Origin of the sequence: Bacillus rugosus, assembly GCF_023238245.1 — a bacterium.
GTDB lineage: Bacteria > Bacillota > Bacilli > Bacillales > Bacillaceae > Bacillus > Bacillus rugosus.
This window is the reverse complement of sequence record NZ_CP096590.1, coordinates 59,987-80,386: the sequence shown is the minus strand read 5'-3', so window position 1 is coordinate 80,386 and position 20,400 is coordinate 59,987. Positions and strand designations below refer to the sequence as shown.

Sequence of the window (20,400 nt, the reverse complement as noted above, 5' to 3'; positions counted from 1 at the left end):
TTTCAAATTCAAAAAACCCGCTAAAGAGCTTAGCGGGTAGTTTGGTCACGAAGCCCTTCCAGCTCTTCTTTTGTAAATAAGTACTTTTCATTACAAAAATGGCATACTGCTTCGGCTTGTCCATCTTCTTCTATCATATCTTGAATTTCTTTTTTGCCTAGACCTAAAATGGCTGTTTCAAAACGTTCTTTTGAACAAGGACAATGGAATTTAACAGGCATCGTTTCCAAAATCTCAGGCTTCTCGCCTAGGACTTCTTCTAATATTTCTTCTGGTGTCAAACCTTTTTGAATGAGCTTAGAAATTGGCTCTACTTGAGATAGACGCTGTTCAATTTTTGTGATGGTTTCATCATCTGTTCCCGGCATCAGCTGAATAATAAAGCCTCCTGCCGCAAGAATGGTATTGTCAGGATTCACGAGCACACCAACGCCCACTGATGAAGGAACCTGTTCAGATGACACAAGATAGTAAGTGAAATCATCACCTAATTCTCCTGAAACAATTTCTACTTGTCCTGTGAAGAACTCGCGCAAACCTAAATCTTTTACAACACTTAACGTTCCGCTAGTTCCAACTGCACGTCTGACATCAAGCTTGCCTTGTTCATTTAAATCAAAATGAACTTGCGGGTTAGAGACGTATGCTCTGACTTCCCCTTTTGCATTGGCATCAGCTACAATTGCTCCGATCGGACCTCCACCCTCTACTTTCACTGTCAGCTTATCATCGCCCTTCAGCATAGCGCCGAGCATAAGTGAAGCTGTCATTGTACGGCCCAGTGCAGCGGATGCTGTCGGCCACGTACCATGGCGTCTTTGCCCTTCATTTACCATATCAGTCGTTCTGGCTGCATAAGCGCGAACTTTTCCATCATACGCAAGTGCTTTTACTAAATAATCCATTACAAAACCTCCTATACACTTCCTACGCGGTTTCGTTCATAAATCAATTCCAGCCCTTTTAGGGTTAGGAATGGATCAACGATATCTATACAATCTGATTCATTTGCAATGAGCGGCGCAAGGCCTCCTGTCGCAATGACCTTTGGTTCCTGTTTTGCCTGCCATTTCATTCGCTTGACAATTCCTTCCACTTGACCGACATAGCCAAATAAAATTCCAGATTGCATCGCGCTTACAGTGTTTTTTCCGATAATATTGTCAGGCCGGGTGATTTCGATACGTGGAAGCTTTGCCGCACGCGAATAAAGCGCCTCTGTCGAAATCGTGATGCCAGGAGCAATTGCCCCGCCCATGTATTGTTTGTTTTCATCAATATAGCAGTACGTTGTGGCAGTTCCGAAATCAACAACTATTAATGGATTGCCGTATAAGTGTATTGCAGCAACAGCATTTACGATCCTGTCTGCTCCTACTTCTTTCGGATTGTCATATTTTATATTTAAACCCGTTTTCATACCCGGACCGACAATTTGCGGTTCGATATGAAAGTATTTTGTGCACATTCTTTCTAACGCAAACATGATTGGCGGCACTACTGAAGAAATAATAATGCCATCTATCTGTTCAAACATAAGCCCGGAATGCTCAAATAAGGAGCGTAAAACCATCCCAAACTCATCTTCTGTTTTATGCCTGCTTGTTTCTATACGCCAGTGATATTCTAATTTTCCATCATGATATACACCAAGTACAGTATTGGTGTTCCCCACATCGATAACCAGTAACAACCTCTATCACCACTCTTGAATAGTTTCTCTACTTTACTTTTTACAAACATTCTACAATACCATACACGATCAGCGGCGCATTTGTAAACAAATCGATCCCAGAATTGGATGATCGTAAAAGCCGCAGCCGGGCCCCTGATTTACATAAAAAAACTGCCAGCATCAGCCGGCAGTTTTTAGAGAGAAAGCGAACTACTCTTTTGTATCGTCTTGCTTTTCTTCTGTTTTTGTCAGAATGTTTACTTTCACATCATCGTTCTTTTCATCATCAGAGAAATTGCGCTCAGGCAATGTTCCATGATCGACGAGATGTTTGATTTGTTCAGCGTCAAGCGTTTCTACTTTCAGAAGCGTTTGAGCAATCAATTCAAGCTTGTCACGATTTTCAGTCAGAATTTGTTTCGCGCGCTCATAACATTCTTTGATGATGCGCTGAATTTCCTGATCAATTTCGTAAGCGATTTGATCACTGTAGTTCTGTTCGTTGTTGAAGTCACGTCCTAAGAATACTTGACCGCCCTGAGACTGTCCAAATTGTAACGGTCCCAGTTTTTCTGACATACCGAATTCTGTAACCATGCGTCTTGCGATATTCGTCGCACGCTGGAAGTCATTGTGCGCTCCTGTGCTGACTTCGCCGAAAATAATTTCTTCAGCTACACGTCCGCCCAAGAGGCCGACAATTTTATCAAGCAGCTCCGGCTTTGTCTGGAAGTAACGGTCTTCTCTTGGAAGCATAACTGCATAACCGCCAGCCTGGCCCCGGGGAACAATCGTTACTTTATGAACCATATCAGCCTCATCTAAAACGAGTCCGATAACTGTGTGTCCGCCTTCGTGATAAGCCACGATATTGCGTTCTTTCTTGGAGATGACACGGCTCTTCTTAGCAGGTCCGGCAATTACACGGTCCGTCGCTTCGTCAATATCACGCGCATCGATTTTTTTCTTGTTTTGACGAGCCGCCACAAGTGCAGCTTCATTCAATAGATTTTCTAAGTCGGCGCCTGAGAAACCTGGTGTTCTCATAGCAATTGATTTCAGGTTAACCGTTTCATCCAGCGGTTTGTTTCTCGCATGGACTTTCAATACAGCTTCACGGCCAATGACATCTGGGCGGTCCACTGTGATTTGACGGTCAAAACGTCCCGGACGAAGTAAGGCTGGGTCCAAGATGTCCGCACGGTTCGTCGCAGCAATGATGATGATTCCTTCATTGGCGCTGAATCCGTCCATTTCAACAAGCAATTGGTTAAGCGTCTGTTCACGTTCATCGTGTCCTCCGCCGAGACCAGCTCCACGCTGGCGTCCGACTGCGTCAATTTCATCGATGAAGATCAAACAAGGCGCATTCTTTTTCGCATTTTCAAACAAGTCACGCACACGGGAAGCACCGACACCTACAAACATTTCAACGAAATCAGATCCGCTGATGCTAAAGAAAGGTACGCCGGCTTCACCCGCACAAGCTTTTGCCAGCAATGTTTTACCGGTTCCCGGAGGCCCGACTAAAAGCACGCCTTTTGGTATTCTCGCACCAAGCTCGGCAAACTTGCGGGGATCCTTCAGAAATTCAACAACTTCAACGAGTTCTTGCTTTTCTTCGTCAGCCCCTGCAACGTCTTTAAATTTGACGCGTTTCTTTTCCTCTGTATACAACTTCGCCTTGCTCTTACCAAAGTTCATGACACGGCTGCCGCCGCCTTGAGCCTGATTGAGCAGGAAGAAAAACAGAATAAAGATAATGACAAACGGGATGATGGTCGTCAGGAATGTCACCCATCCACTTGTTTCTTGAGCGGGCTCAACCTTCACATCTGTCTTTTTCAAAGCATTAAATATCTGGTCTGCTCCCTTTCCTTCAGGAACATGAGACAAAAAGTATTGATCTTTGTCGTAGTTTTTCAGCTGCCCTTTTACCTCATAAACACCTCTGACAGGCTGAACCGATACGCTATCAACTTTCCCGTCATCCAGGTTTTTGATAAACGTACTGTACGACATATTTTCTGTTTTCGGATTTGAGGTCTGGAAGTAGCTCACAACCCCGATGACTACTAATAAAATAAGTAAATAAAAAATGGTATTACGGAAGACCCGATTCATTCCTTACCTCCTCCCACAGTAAGCACAACTATGTTCAATAGTACCATAGAAAATCATTCCAATACAAACAATAACCACCTCGGAAGCAGGCTGCCGATCAGCTTTCATAAACTGCCGGTTTTAACACTCCGATGTAAGGCAGATTGCGATAGCGCTCAGCATAATCAAGTCCGTAACCCACTACAAACGCGTCAGGAACTTCGAAGCCTACAAAGTCTGCTTTGATGTCCGCTTTTCTTCCGCTTGGTTTATCCAAAAGGGTAACAATCTTTATTGATTTTGCTTTACGGTATCGGAAGAGCTCTACTAGATAACTTAAGGTTAACCCACTGTCGATAATATCTTCAATAATTAAGATGTCCCGGCCCTCTACAGATGTATCCAAATCTTTAATGATTTTTACTTCTCCAGAAGAAACCGTAGAATTTCCGTAGCTTGATACATCCATGAAATCCATTTCCAAATATGTATCAATATGTTTGATAAGATCCGCCATAAAAGGAAGTGCCCCTTTTAACACACCGATTGCCAACGGAAACGTATCTTGATACTCGCTCGTTAATTCTGCGCCTAACTCTTTTACTTTCTCTTGTATCTCTTCCTCTGAGATCAGTACTTTCTCGATATCATGTTTCATCATGACTTTGCTTGCCCCCTACACTTTTCATGCTGTCTATATTGTAATACAATGCGGTCGCTGTTTGGAATCACAAGATCTTCAAAAATTGATTTTTTCAAGCCCGGTATCCAGATAATTTCACCGCTTGCGTCCGTTACAATCGGCCAGTTGTCTCTTTCTCGGAGAGGCAGTTTCTTATCAATAAATATATCCTTTACCTTTTTCGAGCCGTTCATCCCTTTTAGTTTGATCCGGTCTCCAGCTTTTCTCGTCCGGATCGTTAAGGGGAACCGCACCTTTTTTTCACTTGTGATAAAAACAGCATTCCCATGTTCTTCAGGCGGATCCGCATAATGCTTTGCCTCTATCAGAAATCCATTAGGGAGCACTGCCGTTTCATTAGCAGCTCCGCTTATTTGGTATTCAAAGGGAACATTTTTGCACTGCCATTGTTCAAATGTAAACAAACATGTCTGATATGATTTGACCACCTTCAGCCCTTTTGGAAAGTCCAATATTCCTGAAGGGCCGCTCTTTTCCGCCCAATCGAGAAACTGCTGAATGTGATGAGCTGAAAAGGATGATGGAACGTTTTCATAAAGATAGTTTAATATTAGTTGAACTCCTCTTCTTTGTAAAGGCATCGGGAGGGCAAGCAATTGAGAGGAATTGATTTCAACTGATGTATTAGACTGGCTTGTGATTACTTTATTCATTTCATCTTTCGTTAATGACTGTAAGAATTGCTCATCTTCCGTCAGTGCCTCACTCACTTTCTGAAACCTTTTATGCACATCCGGCGACTCCTGTTTCAAAAACGGGAGCACTGTTTTTCTGAATCTGTTTCTTGTGTAGTCATCTTTGGCGTTGCTTTCATCCGTCCGGTAGCCCAAGCCGTTTTCACGGCAATAGTGAAGGATCTCTTCCTTTGTAATGGTTAAGAACGGCCTGATGATCCGCCCCGTCCCAAAACGTCTGACCGGCTGCATTCCCGCAAGTCCCGCTCCAAGCGTGCCCTTAGCCAATCTCATAAGCATCGTTTCAACCTGGTCATCACCATGATGCGCAAGCGCCAGATAGTCCGCTTGATGCTTCAACATGATTTCCTCAAAAAACTGATAGCGGCAATCACGTGCCGCAGCCTGCTTATTGAGACCTTTTTCCTGCGAATATGCTGTTACATTGATTTGAGCCGTTTCGCACGTGAGCTGTTCAGCTTCACAATAAGCTTGGACAAAACGCATGTCTTCCTCAGATTCCGCGCCCCTGAACCGATGGTCGACATGAGCTGCAATAATATTCGCTGAACGGCCGCATAGCTTATGCAGTGCGCGAAGAAGAGCCATTGAGTCCGGACCGCCGGAAACGCCTACAATGATTGTCGCCCCTTTTAACGTAAGATTATATTTGTTTAAAAAATCTTTGACACTTTTCACAATGTCCTCCTCACAATGAGCAGGTTTTTTAAAGATATTCATATCCTATCACTTTCAATCCTTCCAAGCAAAGAAGAAAGCATAGGCTTTGCAGATTGTGCCATTCAGATTAAGAAAAAGATAATGTAGGCGAAATAAAGCGCCAAAACGCTGATCACGATAAGTGTTGTTTCAAATAACCCCCCCGACTTAGGCGGCTTCTGTTTAGGAGTATATCGCGTTTTCGTTACTTTTCCTTGGCGCGGTTTTTGCTGTGCTTGTCTTGTAACAGGCTGCGGCGCTGCTTTTACAGCTTGTTTTCTCTGTACTGCTTTTTGCCCCGCGTCGAGCATATCCTTCTTCATTTCATCTGCGGATTGATAATCTCCGTTCAATGCTGAAAAAAGCACTTTTTTATACTTTTTCAGCAAAGGGTGCCCTTCGATTAGAGACCTGAGCTGTTCCTTAGGCTGGTTTGTTTTCTTGAATTCTTTTTTATGCACACTGTTGATCATAATCATGGCAACTGCAAACAGATCGTAGGTTGGCTCTGCTTTTCTTGTTCCATACCCCCAATACCCTCTGTCGTAAAACTCGGTATACTCTTTTATCGCCCGGCCTTCCTTTGTCGTGCCGCCTACATCAATGCAGCGGATTCTAGCGGGCGGACCGGTTACGATCAGATTATCAGGTTTAAGATCGCCAAATATCCATCCCTGCTGGTGAAGCACCGATAAGCTGGATAACAGTTGAATCATCAATACCGGTATCCATTCTGCTCCTTTATCATTGACATAATTCAAAAGCAACGGGCCTTTTATGTATTCCATTGCATAAAACGAAACTTTCGTATTGGCACTTGGGATGTAGGCATCATCCGTATCAAAAAAAGAAGGCCCCATCGTAACAGACTGGGCCTTTGAGAAAGATTTCAAGACATTCACTTCAGAAGTAATAGACAGGCTGTCATCGCTCACCTTTAAGGCAACATGTCCATCTGATGCTTCTGCCAAATACACAATTCCATTGGCCCCTTTTCCAAGCTGTTTACGCAATGTATAAGTGTTTCCGTTCCACTTGCCTTTGATTGTCGTACCAGGCCTAAGGCTACATGCCAAACTCGTCAAAGCGTCGTTCATCATCTGCCAGCATGCTCCTTCTTGAGCGGATTTTTTCAAATTGCTGCGTCGCTTCACGTATCGCCGGACCTGTCGGCGTGATGCCGCCTGTTGAAAGCTTTGCAAAGAGTGTGGAAAGAGATTGCAGCTTTGGTGTCCAGTTCAGCACAAGCTCGACCTCTTGTTTTTTCCCGGGAAATATACACATCGCAAATTCGTTATTCCCGATTCGGGAATTGAGGCTGACAGACAAATCAATCAGCGCCTCTTTTACTGTAGGAAGCTTAGGCGCCATACTTGCGCTTGTATCAACCAGAACCAAAACCTGAAGATGCACCGTTTCTCCGAGCTCGTCTACCACTTCCATGACTTCGCCGCGTTTTTCGGGTGAAAGCTCCTCCATTTCCACATTCTTTCCTAGAATTTGTTTCAGCTCTTGATTGACTACACCTTGTAATGTTTGCGTCATTGCTTTTTTTGTTACCATTTGTACGGTTTGAGAAAGCTGAGATGCATAAACGACCTGATGCACGCCCCCTCCGGCAAGCGCAATCCCTTCGACTTCCTTCATTGCCTCAGGGTCAATTTGGTTTTCTTCCATTATACCTATGACATTTACCGTAATCCCCTGCTCTTTAGCAAAAGCAGCCATTGCTAGCGGGTCTTCCCCATGGTTCGAGCAGCCATCCGTTATCAGCAAAATTTGATTTAAATGTCCGTTATTCACATTCATTCCTCCTGGAGAATACGAGGATTCTCAGATTCATATATTCCCATCTTCGCCAGAAGAAATTTGATTTATACGGAAGCGTTATGAAATTTCTTGTTTGTTTTGAAAGATGGCAGGAACAGGTATAGATGCCCACTTCGGTGTATTGTGGTCAATCCGGACGACAACAACTGTCATATCGTCCTCAATTTGGCCGGATCTCGTGCGGATGACTTCCTCCATGAGTAAATCGGCAATCTCCTGCGGATCATTTGTTTTTAACCCCTTCATTTTGCGTTTCATCCATAAATCATGATTTTCTACATGCTTAGGGCCCTCAAAAATGCCGTCACTCATCATAATCAAGAGGTCACCCGCTTTCAGCTGTTCACTCACAACCTCCACATCAAATTCATTAATAATACCGATTGGCAGATTGCTCGCTTGAACTTTCATTACCTGGTCGCCCCGTTTGATAAAGCTAGGCGTCGATCCGACCTTTAAAAATTTACAGCTGGCATCTTGAAGATCGATAATAGATAGGTCAAGCGTGGAATATATCTCGTCAGTTGTCCTCAGGGACAGTATGCTGTTGATCGTTTTAATTGCTATTTTTTCATCAATGCCGGATTCAAGGATTTTCTCCAGAAGCTTGATCGTTTCATTGCTTTCGAAGTGTGCCCTTGCGCCATTGCCCATTCCGTCACTGATTGCCGCAGCATATTTTCTGGCTCCTAGCTCCATCATGCTGTAGCTGTCGCCAGAGACAAGGCCGCCGCCCTTCGCAGCGTGAGCCGCACCTGTAGACACCCTGTAAGATTTTGTTGATCCAAAGGCGACATGACTGTATCCATTCGGATGCGGAGAGTGCTGTTCGGCTTTTACAAGAATTTGTTCCTCCAGAATGTCAGAAAGCATAGGGGCAATGATTTTTTCACTTTCTCCATGTCCGCTGAATGGAATGGTCATTTCGATATCAATATTTCCTTGTTCAAGACTATATATCTCCACATGCTGAATCTCGATTCCAAAATGCTGAAGCGCCTCTATGATTTGCTCTTCCTGCAGAAAGTGCTGTTCCCGCTCTCTTTTTATTTCCCGAGAAAAGTCTGCCATGACCTCAGAAACACCTAAAAGCTGTTCAGCAACAAGACGCCTGCTGTCCTGCACTTTTTTCTTAAGCGTCAAATGAGCATGATGATGTGAGAGTTCATCCTCAATCAGCTCTTCAACTTGCTTTGATTTAGAGCAGTGCTGATGAAACTCTTTTTTCAGCCTTCGGTTCGACGCATATTCTTTTTCTTCTGTTTCAAGCATAACTTGTTTCATTAAGTCATATGTTTTATCAAAGTTCTCTACCCAGCACCTGTTTTTCTTGTAGCACGTCTGACAGGAATGCTCTGTGATCTTGCTTAAAAACAAATCAACTTCGCTGTCATCTGTCTGATCGTCTGATGCTTGATAAAAGGTTGCAAAGCTTTCAGACAGCGCGTGGAACACATTGGAGAACTGGTCTACCTTTTGAGCAGTAACATCTCTGATTTTTCTTGCATATTGCTGCTGCTCTTGAAGATGCTCCACAGTTCCCGGAATATATCTCGCCACTTTCTTTGTAATCGATTGAGGTGTAAGCAAAAACAGGCCGACTGCGATTAATGACTCATAAAGTGTTGTCATCAGACCGGCAGAGCCTTCACCATATAAAGAAATAAGAAGTGATCCAACGATCAGCCCGATTGCTGCGCCCGCTTTTTTCCCTTCCTTCAGCAAACCGCCTAATAAACCGGAAAAAGCGAGCAAACTCATTTGATAGAGGTTTCCGATATTCGCCAAGCCAAGAATCAGACCGGTCACCACACCAACCGTACAGCCAATACTCGCTCCGCCAATAAAGGAAAAACTCAATACAACATAACGAGCCAGTATATGTTCTGCCTGCATCCCTTGATAGGACAAGCCGGCAAGCCCTGTCAAAACAGAAGCAATAAGTATCATAAAGCAAATGATTTCCTCTATTTTTAAAGACTGTTTTACTTTTTTCACAGTGAAAATCGGAAGGCTCTGAAGAAAAATCAGCGTTAAAATAAAGGATAGTCCAGCTTCAACGACAGCCATCACATAATCATAGGTTGTAAATGCGCCATGTTGAGCGTAAACAAACCCGGCTCTTGCTGCAGTCATGGAGAAGAACACGACAATCGGGAGTGCTTTCACGCGATCGTCGGTGATGAAGGCGGCCACTTTAGAAAATATGAAGAATGCCAGTAATGCCGCTAGTATGAGCAATGAGTGCTTCGGAGAAATGGTCAGCGCACCTGCAAGCACAGCCAGCACCGCATAAAGCGCCTTGTCTCTTCTGATGAGAAGCATTGCTCCAAAGAAAGGAAGTGCGAAAGGAAGCACCTCGGATAATATGAAAGCCCGTCCAAGCAAAAATCCGATGACAACATAAATGAATCCTTTATAGAAAAACAGTGAATGCAAATGATGAGTCACCAGCTTCGTGCCCCTGTTAAAAAACGATTGGAGTTTTTCCAAAGCTTGTCCCGCCATTGGCCCGTTCACTCTTCTTTCTGCTTTTTCCATTCCTCTCATCTCCCACCTGTTATATTCGTTGCCTGTCATTATAGCGAAAGCACAGATAGGATTTTGTCAAAAGAAGGTAACAATACCAAAGAAATCTTCGACGGTTTCTGCCTTGATATTCGTTTCTCAAAAGAATTTCCGGAATGTTGTCTAAAAATGAAAAAAATCGGCTTCTACAAGAGAAACCGATTTTTTAGGATGACCCGTACGGGATTCGAACCCGTGTTACCGCCGTGAAAGGGCGGTGTCTTAACCGCTTGACCAACGGGCCAAACAAATATGGTAGCGGCGGAGGGGATCGAACCCCCGACCTCACGGGTATGAACCGTACGCTCTAGCCAGCTGAGCTACACCGCCATATTATTGGTGCTTCTAAGCACAAGTTATATAATACAAAGGTTTGTCCTTTTCGTCAATAGAAACTTTAATGTTATAATTTTCTGACTCTTAAAGCGTGTGAGGATAATAAAAAAAGCATCCGCGGGATGAACGGATGCTTCGTTTATTTATAGAAAGCAGCAAGTTATCCTCTTCTTGCTCCGCGCCCTCCACGTTTTGATTCCGTGTTGCGTTTTAAAGATGACAAGCGATCTTCGCTGTCTTTTAAAAACTTATTCATTTTCTGTTCAAAAGATTCTTTCGGACGGAAATCATTTCTAGGTCTGGCTTGCGGACGGTCTTTAGCTTTTTTAATAGATAAACCAATTTTCCCGTCTTTTTCAACGTTGATGACTTTCACTTCAACTTGGTCGCCGACTTTTAAGTGATCATTAATGTCTTTGACATAGTTATCAGCTACCTCACTGATGTGAACGAGACCGGTTGAGCCTCCAGGCAATTCAACAAATGCTCCAAAATTTGTAATACCTGTAATTTTCCCTTGCAACTTGCTGCCAACTTCAATCGACATAAAAAAAGTGCTCCTCCTTAGGCTTATAAAAAGATCGTTTGCTTAATTATACCTAAATAAAAATTTAAGTGTCAACAAGGCTACTTGCTCTTCTTCTCCACATTGAAGATAATTTCTCCGTCTCCAGACATGAATAAGTCTCTTCTGGCAAGCTCTGTGACGTAATCCTCATCCTTCAATTTGGATATTTCTTCTTTTAAATCCGTTTGTTTTGCCTTTAAACTTTTCAGTTCTTTTTCAAGTTGTTCTTTCTTTTCTTCTTTTGCGCTAAGGGAAGATGTTTGGGACCATACAGAGCTTGCCAGCACAATTGCCGTCAGGAATACTAGGGCGCCGAATACAGTCAACCGTCTGTATAGCCCTTTGCGTCTTCTTTTCTTCAGCTGATTCTGCCGCTCTACTTGTTCTTTATAGTCATTTTGTATTTCAGATATCGTTCGTTCTCTGGAAAAATTCAAACCAGACGGTCCTCCTTTCATCTCTTCAAAAAACGTGTAATGGTCGTTCTTATGGTTACCAATAGTTTCTTCTTCTTTTTGAGAAATCCTGCACCTTTTTCAAAATAACGTCTAAAAGTTAGACGCATTCTTACAGGAAGAAGTTTCAAACATTGTTTTGCGATAAAACGGATCGGAAAACACAGAACCATGACTATTTTATATAGACACAACAAGAGAAAAATGATTAGGCGGTATGTTTTCTTTAATAGAAACGCACCCAACCAGATGATCGCTCCGAATGTCCATACAATAGGACGAAATAACACGTGCTGAATGAGTTTTTTGAAGAATTGATAAACAGAAACAACAAGGTAAATGATGAATTTCAGTATTTTTATATAGATTCGTTTGCAAAGGCTCTGATACGTCGCAACGCCCAGCAGAACCGCTAAAAAGATGTAAAGCCTGAATTCTCCCTCATTTACATGTAGCAAGACATAAAAGAAAAGCAGCCCTTGCACAATCCAGAAAAGAATATCATGAATAAATAATAGCCATCTGGCTGTTTTGGCACGAATGACAAAGAGCCGGTATGTATCAAGCGACGCCCCAAGCCAGAGGCCCATACCGGACATCGCCAGCATTGTATAGAATTGTGTCGTTAGCGTCATTTAAACAACTTGCTAAAAAACCCTTTAGCTTTATCCCCTTGTTGTTCGTCTAAGTACACTAAATCAAATACCCTGCCTTTAATAGAAACAATCCCTTTTTCTACATCTAGATTTTTCATCTGGAGGTTTTGGCCTCTGACTGAGAGCATTCCCATCACCGTTTCCAGCAGGAATTCTTCGTTATCAAAGCTCTCTACATGCTTCACTCCAGAAATATCTAAATGCTTCCGGCCTTTCATTGTCACATCATGCTGTTCCGGAACAGACGAAGAACCTTTTTGATCATAATATGAATTCATCTATTCAGCCCCCATATCCTCGATACTTTTAGCATTATTACTGCATTGTATGAGGCAGGGGATTTTTTTAGAACAAGCCTATTCGCCGAGTTTTTCTTCCTTTAGGATGGTATACATGTTTGCAGCTTCTTCTTTTTTCGTCGTGTCTTTCAACTCATTTACTTGAACCGTTACAAGCTTTTGGCCGAAGCGGACCGTTAGTTCATCTCCCGGTTTTACGTCAGAGCTTGCTTTGGCCTGGTTACCGTTAATAGCGATGCGCCCCTGGTCAGCTACTTCCTTTGCTAGTGTACGTCGTTTAATCAGCCGTGATACTTTTAAAAATTTATCTAATCTCATATTTACGATCTCCTCTCAGTTCCTTTTGCTTCATTCCACAGTTTGTCCATGTCCTCAAGAGACATGTCAGCCAGCTCGATTCCCTTTTCTTTCGCTGTTTCCTCAATATACGAGAACCGGCTTCGGAATTTGTCATTGGTCATGGCCAATGCTTCCTCCGGTTCTATTTTGTAAAAGCGGGCTACATTCACTAGTGCAAACAAAATGTCGCCAAACTCAGCCTTGAGATTGTGTTCATGAGGATCTTCAGAAACCTCAGAAGAAAACTCCTTCATTTCCTCGCTTACTTTTTCCCAAATATCGCTGACGTCTTCCCAATCAAAACCGACCTTCGCTGCTTTTTTCTGCAATTTAGCAGCTTTCGAAAGAGCTGGAAGGGTTTTCGGTACGCTGTCTAGTAACGATGATTCAGATGTATTTTTTTCGGCCTTTTTTATATCTTCCCAATTGGCCAAAACATCGTTTTCATCCTGAACCTTAACATCTTTAAACACATGGGGATGTCTTCGGACCATTTTTTCACTGATTCCTTTTATGACATCATCAATTGTGAAATAACCTTCATCTTCACCAATTTGCGCGTGAAGCAAGACCTGAAGCAAAACGTCGCCAAGCTCTTCGATCATATGGTCTGTGTCTTCTTCGTCAATAGCTTCGAGAAGCTCATAACATTCTTCAATCATGTACTGCTTTAATGACTGATGCGTCTGCTTTTTATCCCACGGACATCCATTAGGTCCGCGAAGCTCTCTGATGATGCTTCGGAACGTGGAGAATTCGTGATAAAGCAGCTTCTCTTCTTTAATCGGCGGAATATACACACTTGTTAAGTTGTTCAAGGCGACATTGCGGTCCAGCTCAAATAATGGCACTGTCCTGATCTCCTCGCCACGGCTGCCTGCTGCAGTCACAATGACGACCTCATAATCATCAGGCAGTTTCTCCATCAATGTCAGCTTGACTTCAGAAGCCGTCATTTGGTCGTAAACCTGACATATGATCAGATGATGTCTGAGCTCAAGCTCATCCGCAGACAATGTGCCGGCATCCACAAATTGAAAACCTTCAATCGGGTCAATTTGCAAGGCATTGAATGTGGCATCAAGGAAACTTTGTCCACCCGCGACTTTCACTTGAACGTTTTCCTTTTCCTGCCGCTCCGTCAGCAGCTGAACTGTTTTTTCTGCGACAAAAGGGTGTCCCGGCACAGCATAAACCACGTCCTCACGCCGCGCCGCTTCAAAGAGGATATCAGCAATTTCTTCATATACCGCCTCGAACTGATCATGTTTCTCATATATATCATCAAAGAAACGGATGTTCTTCGTTTCTTTTTCAAGCTCCTCAATTAAAGGATGATCCTTGGTTCTGACATACAGCGTATCTGCCTTCGTCAGCAGCTTGTGTATACCAATTGTCAACTGGTCCATGTCTCCGGCACCAAGTCCGACGACTGTAATATTACCTGCCATTTTGTTCTCTCCTTCTCACGATTTTGCTTAACTTGCTGCCAAAAGGCACACTGTTCAGCTCTTCATCCGTAAATATTCCCAATTTCATCATACAATAAATAAACACCGCGCCACCAATGGCAACAGCAGAAAGACTTTCAATAACTGCCGCTCCTCTTCCTGCTGCAGGAATCAAAAAAGTCCAGAGACGCATATATGCAAGCAAGACAGCCGACATCAAAAGGGCAGATCCAATGACCGGAATCATAATGCCTTTGAGCTTACCAAGCCATTCCTTTTGCCGAAGCCGATACAAGTTAAGTCCGGCGACAGCCGCAAAGGAAGCCGCTGTTGCAAGTGATGCACCTTCAATCCCATAGTGCGGAACCAAAAGAGTATTTAACACCCATTTCACTGCAACACCTGCACCTACCGCTATCGCAGGAAAAACTGTGTATCCCGCGCCCTGTAAAACTGCGGCTGCCGTAACTGCCAAGGATGCAAACAAAATAGAGCAGCTGAAAACTTGTAACGCAGCTGTCCCTTCACCATTTTGAAATAGCATGATATTGACCGGCTCAAGAATGCAAATTAGTCCAGCTGACGCCCCTGTACCCAGCACAAGACATAGTTTTAAAGAGGACGCAACTTTTTCTTTCATAATCTTCAGCTCTTTGTTCTTTACAGCCTTAGAAATATACGGAACGAGTGACGTCGCAATGCTCACCGCGAAAACCGAACCGAGCTGCAGCAAGGGCTGCCCCCGATCATAAATCCCCTTTAGGCGTTTCGCTTCTTCGCTTGCTTCACCGCCCGAAAGCAAAGCATATAAATTCAAAGCATCCACAAGCTGGATAAACAAAAGCAGCAAACTGCTTACACAAATTGTAACCGAATATAAAAACAGTTTTTTCGTCAATTCTTTTATTGTTATGACATTTTCATTTTGCCTGTCCGTTTGATTGTCACTTTTCGCTTTAAACCAAAAAAATCCGAGTATGATCAACGCAACAAAACTTCCGGCAAGAGATCCAGAAGCAGCTGCCGCTCCCGCAATATAGAGCGAGGCTCCCTTTTTGACGAGCCAAAAAGATAAGCCCAAGAGCACCGCAACCCGCAGAAACTGCTCTGTCATTTGCGATAAGGCTGACGGGAGCATATCGTGCCGCCCTTGAAAACCTCCTCTAAGCAACGCAACAAACGGGAACAGCAGAAATGCATATGCAGTCACTTGAATTAACATGGCGAGATGTGAATCTCCCATAAAAAGTGCGATTGGAACAGCACCCATATATAAGCAAAGAAATAATAAAACACCGATTAAAGACAAAAATAACGCTGATATTTTTAATATGGTGTGACGGCTTTTTTCACTATAATCATTCATCAGTTTCGAAATAATGACCGGAAATCCTGATGTGGACAGCATGACTGCAATACCAAGAAAGGGATACACCTGCTGATATATATAAAATCCAACATCTCCGACAATGTTTTGAAACGGGACTCTGTAAACGGCGCTTAATATTTTTGAGATGACTCCTGCCAGGATTAAAACAAAAGCCCCCTGCCAAATCCAATGCCGTTTAACGCCTATTGAATCGTCCATCCAAAAGCTCCTTCCCAACGTCAGGGGCAATACGGTTTACATATTACCGCGGCACAAATAAAAACGAGGTTATTATACCACATCCCAACCCTTGGAATCCTTTTTGGGCATGCATAAAAAAGAACAGCGTCCCAAGGAGAGCTGTTCTTTTCATACCTATTTTCGATAAAAGGAATAAGACCTACTGTTCCATTTGACGAGCCAAAAATCCAGCTGCTGTCTCAACGGCTTTATGCTCTACTTCGCCCATTGTCTGATCCTTTGAAAAAATCACCACAGCGCCTATCGGATCGCCATTCGCCACAATCGGGCCGACAGTATAAGAATTCATGTCCTCATCTATGCCATTAACAAGCTGTACTGATTTTGCATCACTCTCAAGGACGGAACTGCGCTGATCCATTGTTTTTTCCAGCATTTCGCTGATTGACTTATTTAAGTAGTCTTTTTTCGAGCTGCCTGACACGGCAATATATACATCACGGTCACAAATCAGCACTGAATGGCCGAGACTGTCGTAAAGCGCGTCTGCATACTCCTTTGCAAAGTCTCCAAGCTCACTGATCGGAGAGTACTTTTTCAAAATCACTTCTCCGTCACGATCTACAAAAATCTCAAGCGGATCGCCTTCCCTGATTCTAAGAGTTCTGCGAATTTCTTTAGGAATTACGACCCGACCTAAGTCATCAATACGACGTACGATACCGGTTGCTTTCATCTCTGGTGCCTCTCTTTCATTTGATGGTATATACATGTGGGAAAGACCTAAAGCAGTTACTTTATGTACCTTCCGCCTCGCTTGAAATTAGTATCCGTCACATCAAATGTAATATACACCAGAGAGTAACAAAATTTACGTTGATGAAATGGTTTGCTTTTTCACATTTTTTAAACCCTTCAGCATGCCCAGCACCGTTTCGAGCCATTCATCGGCACTGCGGCCTTTTGTCTGTACGGAGATTTTGAGTTTTTTTCCTTCCATTCCCAGTCCGATTTGTCTGCCATATTTATTGCCAAGCTCAAACAGCTTCTGGCCGTCAATTTCTGCACTTGCTTCTTCAGAAATCGTCAATCTGACCGCATCTTTATCCTGCTTAATCAGTTCAACACGTTCATGTTTCGCATAAACCTTCATTTCTGCAACAGTAAACAAGTATTCGACTTCTTTTGGATAGTTTCCAAACCGGTCGATCATTTCGTCTTGAAGTTCATTCTTCTCTTCGATTGTAGCCACAGACCTGAAGCGTTTATACATATCAATTTTCTGTTTGCCGTCTTGAATATAGGTTTCAGGAATATACGCGTCAAGCTCGACATCAATTTCTGTTTCAAACTGCACTGTCTTCGCTGTATCTCCTTTACGCTCTTCAATGGCCTCCTTCAGCATTTGTGAATAGAGGTCAAATCCGACCGAATCGATGAAGCCGTGCTGCTGGGCGCCAAGAAGATTCCCGGCTCCGCGAATCGTTAAGTCACGCATTGCGATTTTAAAACCGGAACCGAGCTCTGTGAACTCTTTAATAGCCTGCAGCCTTTTTTCAGCCACTTCTGTCAGCACTTTATCCCGGCGGTACGTGAAGTACGCATACGCCACCCGATTAGAACGGCCGACACGCCCCCGCAGCTGATAAAGCTGAGAAAGACCCATCTTGTCGGCGTCAAATACAATCAGCGTATTGACGTTCGGGATGTCTACGCCTGTTTCAATAATGGTTGTGCTGACGAGAACGTCTGATTCTCCTTCAAGGAAATTCAGCATAACGGTTTCTAATTCATTTTCTGTCATTTTCCCATGTGCATACGCTACCTTAGCGTCAGGGACAAGCATTGAGATCTCATCCGCTTTCCGCTCGATATCCTCTACCCGGTTGTACAAGAAATAGACCTGTCCTCCGCGTGCAAGCTCGCGTTCAATCGCCTCTCTGACAAGGGCGCCGTTGTATTCCACAACATACGTCTGTACGGGAAAGCGGTTTTCCGGCGGAGTCTCTATGACTGAAAGATCCCTTACGCCAAGCATAGACATATGCAGCGTACGCGGAATCGGTGTCGCTGTTAATGTTAATACATCAACATTGGCTTTAATTTGCTTGATCTTTTCTTTATGGGTTACACCGAAGCGCTGCTCTTCATCAATAATGAGGAGCCCTAAGTCTTTATAAACGACATCTTTTGATAACAGCCGGTGCGTCCCGATAACGATATCAACAGTGCCATTTTTCAATCCTTTGATCGTTTCGTTCGCTTCTTTTCTCGTTCTGAATCTGCTGAGAAGGCCGATATTAATCGGATAGTCTTGGAAGCGCTCGGTAATGGTTTCATAGTGCTGCTGTGCCAAAATAGTTGTCGGAACGAGCAGGGCTACCTGCTTTCCATCACCTATCGCCTTAAACGCGGCACGTATGGCAACCTCTGTTTTACCGTAGCCGACATCTCCGCATAGCAAGCGGTCCATCGGACGTTCTCTTTCCATGTCCTTTTTGATTTCGTGAATGGAACGAAGCTGATCCTCAGTCTCTTGATAAGGGAACGCTGATTCGAATTCACGCTGCATCTCATGGTCAGGAGAAAACGCATAGCCCTTGCTTGCTTCCCTTTCGGCATACAGCTTAATTAAATCATCAGCAATATCCTGAACGGATGTTTCTACTTTTTTCTTGACCCGCTTCCATTCGCTTCCGCCTAATTTGTACAGCTTCGGCTCTTTTCCTTCGGAGCCGACATATTTTTGAACCTGATCAATTTGTTCTACAGGGACGTAAAGCTTGTCGCTTCCCTGGTAATGAATATTTAAATAGTCTTTATGGATACCATTAATTTCAAGGGTTTCAATCCCTAAGTACTTTCCGATCCCGTGATTAATATGAACGACATAATCACCGATTTGAAGCTCGGAATAGCTTTTGATGCGCTCTGCATTAGTAAGCTTCTGTTTTCGAGGCTTCTTTTTTACACGGTTTTTAAACAGTTCTTCTTCCGTAATAACCGCAAGCTTCATTAACGGCAGCTCAAATCCCGATTGGAGCTCGCCTTCCATAATATAGACCTGTCCCTGAACAAGCGCCTTTTTGCTATCTGTCATGGCCGCTTCGATTTCATAATCAGCCAGAACTGAAGATAATCTCTGTGTACGTTCCTTGTTTGCTCCTAAGAACACAACGGTGAAGTTGGATTTTTTAAAACGTTCCATTTCACCAGCAAGCACGTTCATTTGGCCATGGAAACTCTGCATTTGTCTGCTTGATACATTGACGATATTTTGCGGACTCGTATGGTGTACATGCCGTAAAAATAAAGAATAGTACAGCAGAGGCCGTTTTTGCTCAGCCACTATTTTTTGGAAGCTGAATGACAAACTGATGTCATGCAAAATCTTCCCTTCCTCAAGAAGGTTTGTTATGAACTCCGCTTCTTCTTTTTGAAGCTGCTCTTCCATCTCATGGATCCGGCTGACTTCATCCAAAATCAGAAGTGTATTCTCAGGAGTATAATCTAGTAAACTAGCAGGCTTTTCATAGAAATATGAGAGATACTTCACCAGCTCCTGATCTGTCTGGCCTTCTGACAAGCGTTCTTTATCGTGAGAAATATTCGCATGAAGAATTTCTTTTTGCTTGTCGACCTTTAATTTTTTCAGGCTTGCGGCAAGGCCTTTATCGATTTTCTCCATCGCCCGCGCTTTTTCTTCAGGTCTGATAATCAATTCCTTTGCAGGACCGATATTGATCGAGGTAAGAGTCTCAATTGACCGCTGATCATCTGAGTTAAAGCTGCGGATTGAATCCACTTCAGTGTCAAAAAGTTCAACTCTAACTGGGTGCTCTGACGTCAGCGGGTAAATATCAATGATTCCTCCGCGAATACTGAATTCCCCGGGTGCAGAAACCATATCAGAACGCTCATATCCTACCTCTACCAGACGTGATGCAAGCTGGTCAGGTTCGATGTCATGGCCCACTTGAATGAGCATTTGGCTGTTTTTCCAGACCTCTACAGGCGGCAGCATTCTTCTGAGTGCAGCTACAGGAGCAACGACAATTGGCGCTTCTCCACTCGTTAATCTATTAATGACATCTAATCGCTGCGCCCGCAATTCAGGGCTTGCGACTGCGATTTCTGATGAAATGAGTTCATTGACGGGGTACAAAAGGACAGACCGATCCTCTAGAAGTGAAGTCAGATCATCCGTTACTTTCTGGGCTTGATATAAATTATGGGTGATTAGAAAGATAGGCTTATTCGTTTCATTAGCCAGGGCAGAAGTAAAAACAGAACGCGCGGAACCCGACAGACCCGCGAGCAGCTGTTCCTTCAGCCCCTCGTGTAAACCGTTGATGATGGATTTAAAGTCATCGCTTTCTTTTATAAAGGTTTGAATGTTGTCCATATGGCCCCTCCTCTCTGTTTCCTGTGAGAACAGAAAAACGCTTTGGTC

At 43.5% G+C, this 20,400-nt stretch carries 17 protein-coding genes and 2 tRNA genes; all 19 read right to left on the bottom strand.

Going from position 1 to position 20,400, the window contains the following annotated elements:
- Window positions 1-29: 29 nt before the first annotated feature.
- The gene (gene hslO / locus M0696_RS00425) at window positions 30-905 is read right to left on the bottom strand and encodes a redox-regulated molecular chaperone HslO (RefSeq protein WP_019713028.1); all 876 of its coding nucleotides are present in this window, start codon (window positions 903-905) and stop codon (window positions 30-32) included.
- Between the two features lie 11 nt (window positions 906-916).
- On the bottom strand, window positions 917-1,693 hold the full coding sequence (locus M0696_RS00420; protein WP_019713027.1) for a type III pantothenate kinase: 777 nt from the start codon (window positions 1,691-1,693) through the stop codon (window positions 917-919).
- A gap of 192 nt (window positions 1,694-1,885) precedes the next feature.
- Window positions 1,886-3,799, bottom strand: a complete 1,914-nt coding sequence (gene ftsH, locus M0696_RS00415; RefSeq protein ID WP_019713026.1) for an ATP-dependent zinc metalloprotease FtsH — start codon at window positions 3,797-3,799, stop codon at window positions 1,886-1,888.
- A 97-nt stretch (window positions 3,800-3,896) separates the two neighbouring features.
- The gene (gene hpt, locus M0696_RS00410) at window positions 3,897-4,439 is read right to left on the bottom strand and encodes a hypoxanthine phosphoribosyltransferase (RefSeq protein WP_019713025.1); all 543 of its coding nucleotides are present in this window, start codon (window positions 4,437-4,439) and stop codon (window positions 3,897-3,899) included.
- Window positions 4,436-5,854, bottom strand: coding sequence for a tRNA lysidine(34) synthetase TilS (gene tilS / locus M0696_RS00405; protein ID WP_222143867.1), 1,419 nt, complete (start codon window positions 5,852-5,854; stop codon window positions 4,436-4,438). The genes hpt and tilS overlap by 4 nt, the downstream gene beginning before the upstream one ends.
- 104 nt (window positions 5,855-5,958) lie before the next feature.
- Window positions 5,959-6,975, bottom strand: a complete 1,017-nt coding sequence (prkT, locus tag M0696_RS00400) for a protein kinase domain-containing protein (protein WP_222143868.1) — start codon at window positions 6,973-6,975, stop codon at window positions 5,959-5,961.
- Window positions 6,941-7,678 carry a vWA domain-containing protein gene (locus M0696_RS00395; protein WP_061187557.1) on the bottom strand — a complete coding sequence of 246 codons (738 nt, stop codon included), beginning with the start codon at window positions 7,676-7,678 and terminating at the stop codon, window positions 6,941-6,943. The genes prkT and M0696_RS00395 overlap by 35 nt, the downstream gene beginning before the upstream one ends.
- Before the next feature lie 84 nt (window positions 7,679-7,762).
- Window positions 7,763-10,246, bottom strand: a complete 2,484-nt coding sequence (spoIIE, locus tag M0696_RS00390) for a stage II sporulation protein E (RefSeq protein ID WP_166854523.1) — start codon at window positions 10,244-10,246, stop codon at window positions 7,763-7,765.
- Window positions 10,247-10,445: 199 nt separating this feature from the next.
- A tRNA-Glu gene (locus M0696_RS00385) sits at window positions 10,446-10,517 on the bottom strand.
- A gap of 9 nt (window positions 10,518-10,526) precedes the next feature.
- A tRNA-Met gene (locus tag M0696_RS00380) sits at window positions 10,527-10,603 on the bottom strand.
- Window positions 10,604-10,769: 166 nt separating this feature from the next.
- A complete protein-coding gene (locus M0696_RS00375; protein ID WP_003218379.1) occupies window positions 10,770-11,156 on the bottom strand; it encodes a S1 domain-containing RNA-binding protein in 387 nt (128 codons plus the stop codon).
- Between the two features lie 80 nt (window positions 11,157-11,236).
- The gene (gene divIC / locus M0696_RS00370; RefSeq protein ID WP_166854524.1) at window positions 11,237-11,614 is read right to left on the bottom strand and encodes a cell division protein DivIC; all 378 of its coding nucleotides are present in this window, start codon (window positions 11,612-11,614) and stop codon (window positions 11,237-11,239) included.
- A gap of 17 nt (window positions 11,615-11,631) precedes the next feature.
- A complete protein-coding gene (gene yabQ / locus M0696_RS00365; RefSeq protein WP_166854525.1) occupies window positions 11,632-12,267 on the bottom strand; it encodes a spore cortex biosynthesis protein YabQ in 636 nt (211 codons plus the stop codon).
- Window positions 12,264-12,566, bottom strand: coding sequence for a sporulation protein YabP (yabP, locus tag M0696_RS00360; protein ID WP_003226714.1), 303 nt, complete (start codon window positions 12,564-12,566; stop codon window positions 12,264-12,266). Before yabP ends, yabQ begins: the two co-directional genes overlap by 4 nt.
- Before the next feature lie 78 nt (window positions 12,567-12,644).
- The gene (locus M0696_RS00355) at window positions 12,645-12,905 is read right to left on the bottom strand and encodes an RNA-binding S4 domain-containing protein (RefSeq protein ID WP_003218370.1); all 261 of its coding nucleotides are present in this window, start codon (window positions 12,903-12,905) and stop codon (window positions 12,645-12,647) included.
- Between the two features lie 2 nt (window positions 12,906-12,907).
- Window positions 12,908-14,377: a bifunctional methyltransferase/pyrophosphohydrolase YabN gene (gene yabN / locus M0696_RS00350; protein ID WP_248602371.1), complete on the bottom strand. Its 1,470-nt coding sequence runs from the start codon at window positions 14,375-14,377 to the stop codon at window positions 12,908-12,910.
- Entirely contained in the window at window positions 14,367-15,965 is a 1,599-nt protein-coding gene (locus tag M0696_RS00345; RefSeq protein ID WP_248602370.1) for a putative polysaccharide biosynthesis protein, read from the bottom strand. The genes yabN and M0696_RS00345 overlap by 11 nt, the downstream gene beginning before the upstream one ends.
- Before the next feature lie 181 nt (window positions 15,966-16,146).
- Window positions 16,147-16,683 carry a stage V sporulation protein T gene (gene spoVT, locus M0696_RS00340; RefSeq protein ID WP_166854528.1) on the bottom strand — a complete coding sequence of 179 codons (537 nt, stop codon included), beginning with the start codon at window positions 16,681-16,683 and terminating at the stop codon, window positions 16,147-16,149.
- Window positions 16,684-16,818: 135 nt separating this feature from the next.
- On the bottom strand, window positions 16,819-20,352 hold the full coding sequence (mfd, locus tag M0696_RS00335; protein ID WP_166854529.1) for a transcription-repair coupling factor: 3,534 nt from the start codon (window positions 20,350-20,352) through the stop codon (window positions 16,819-16,821).
- Window positions 20,353-20,400 lie beyond the last annotated feature (48 nt).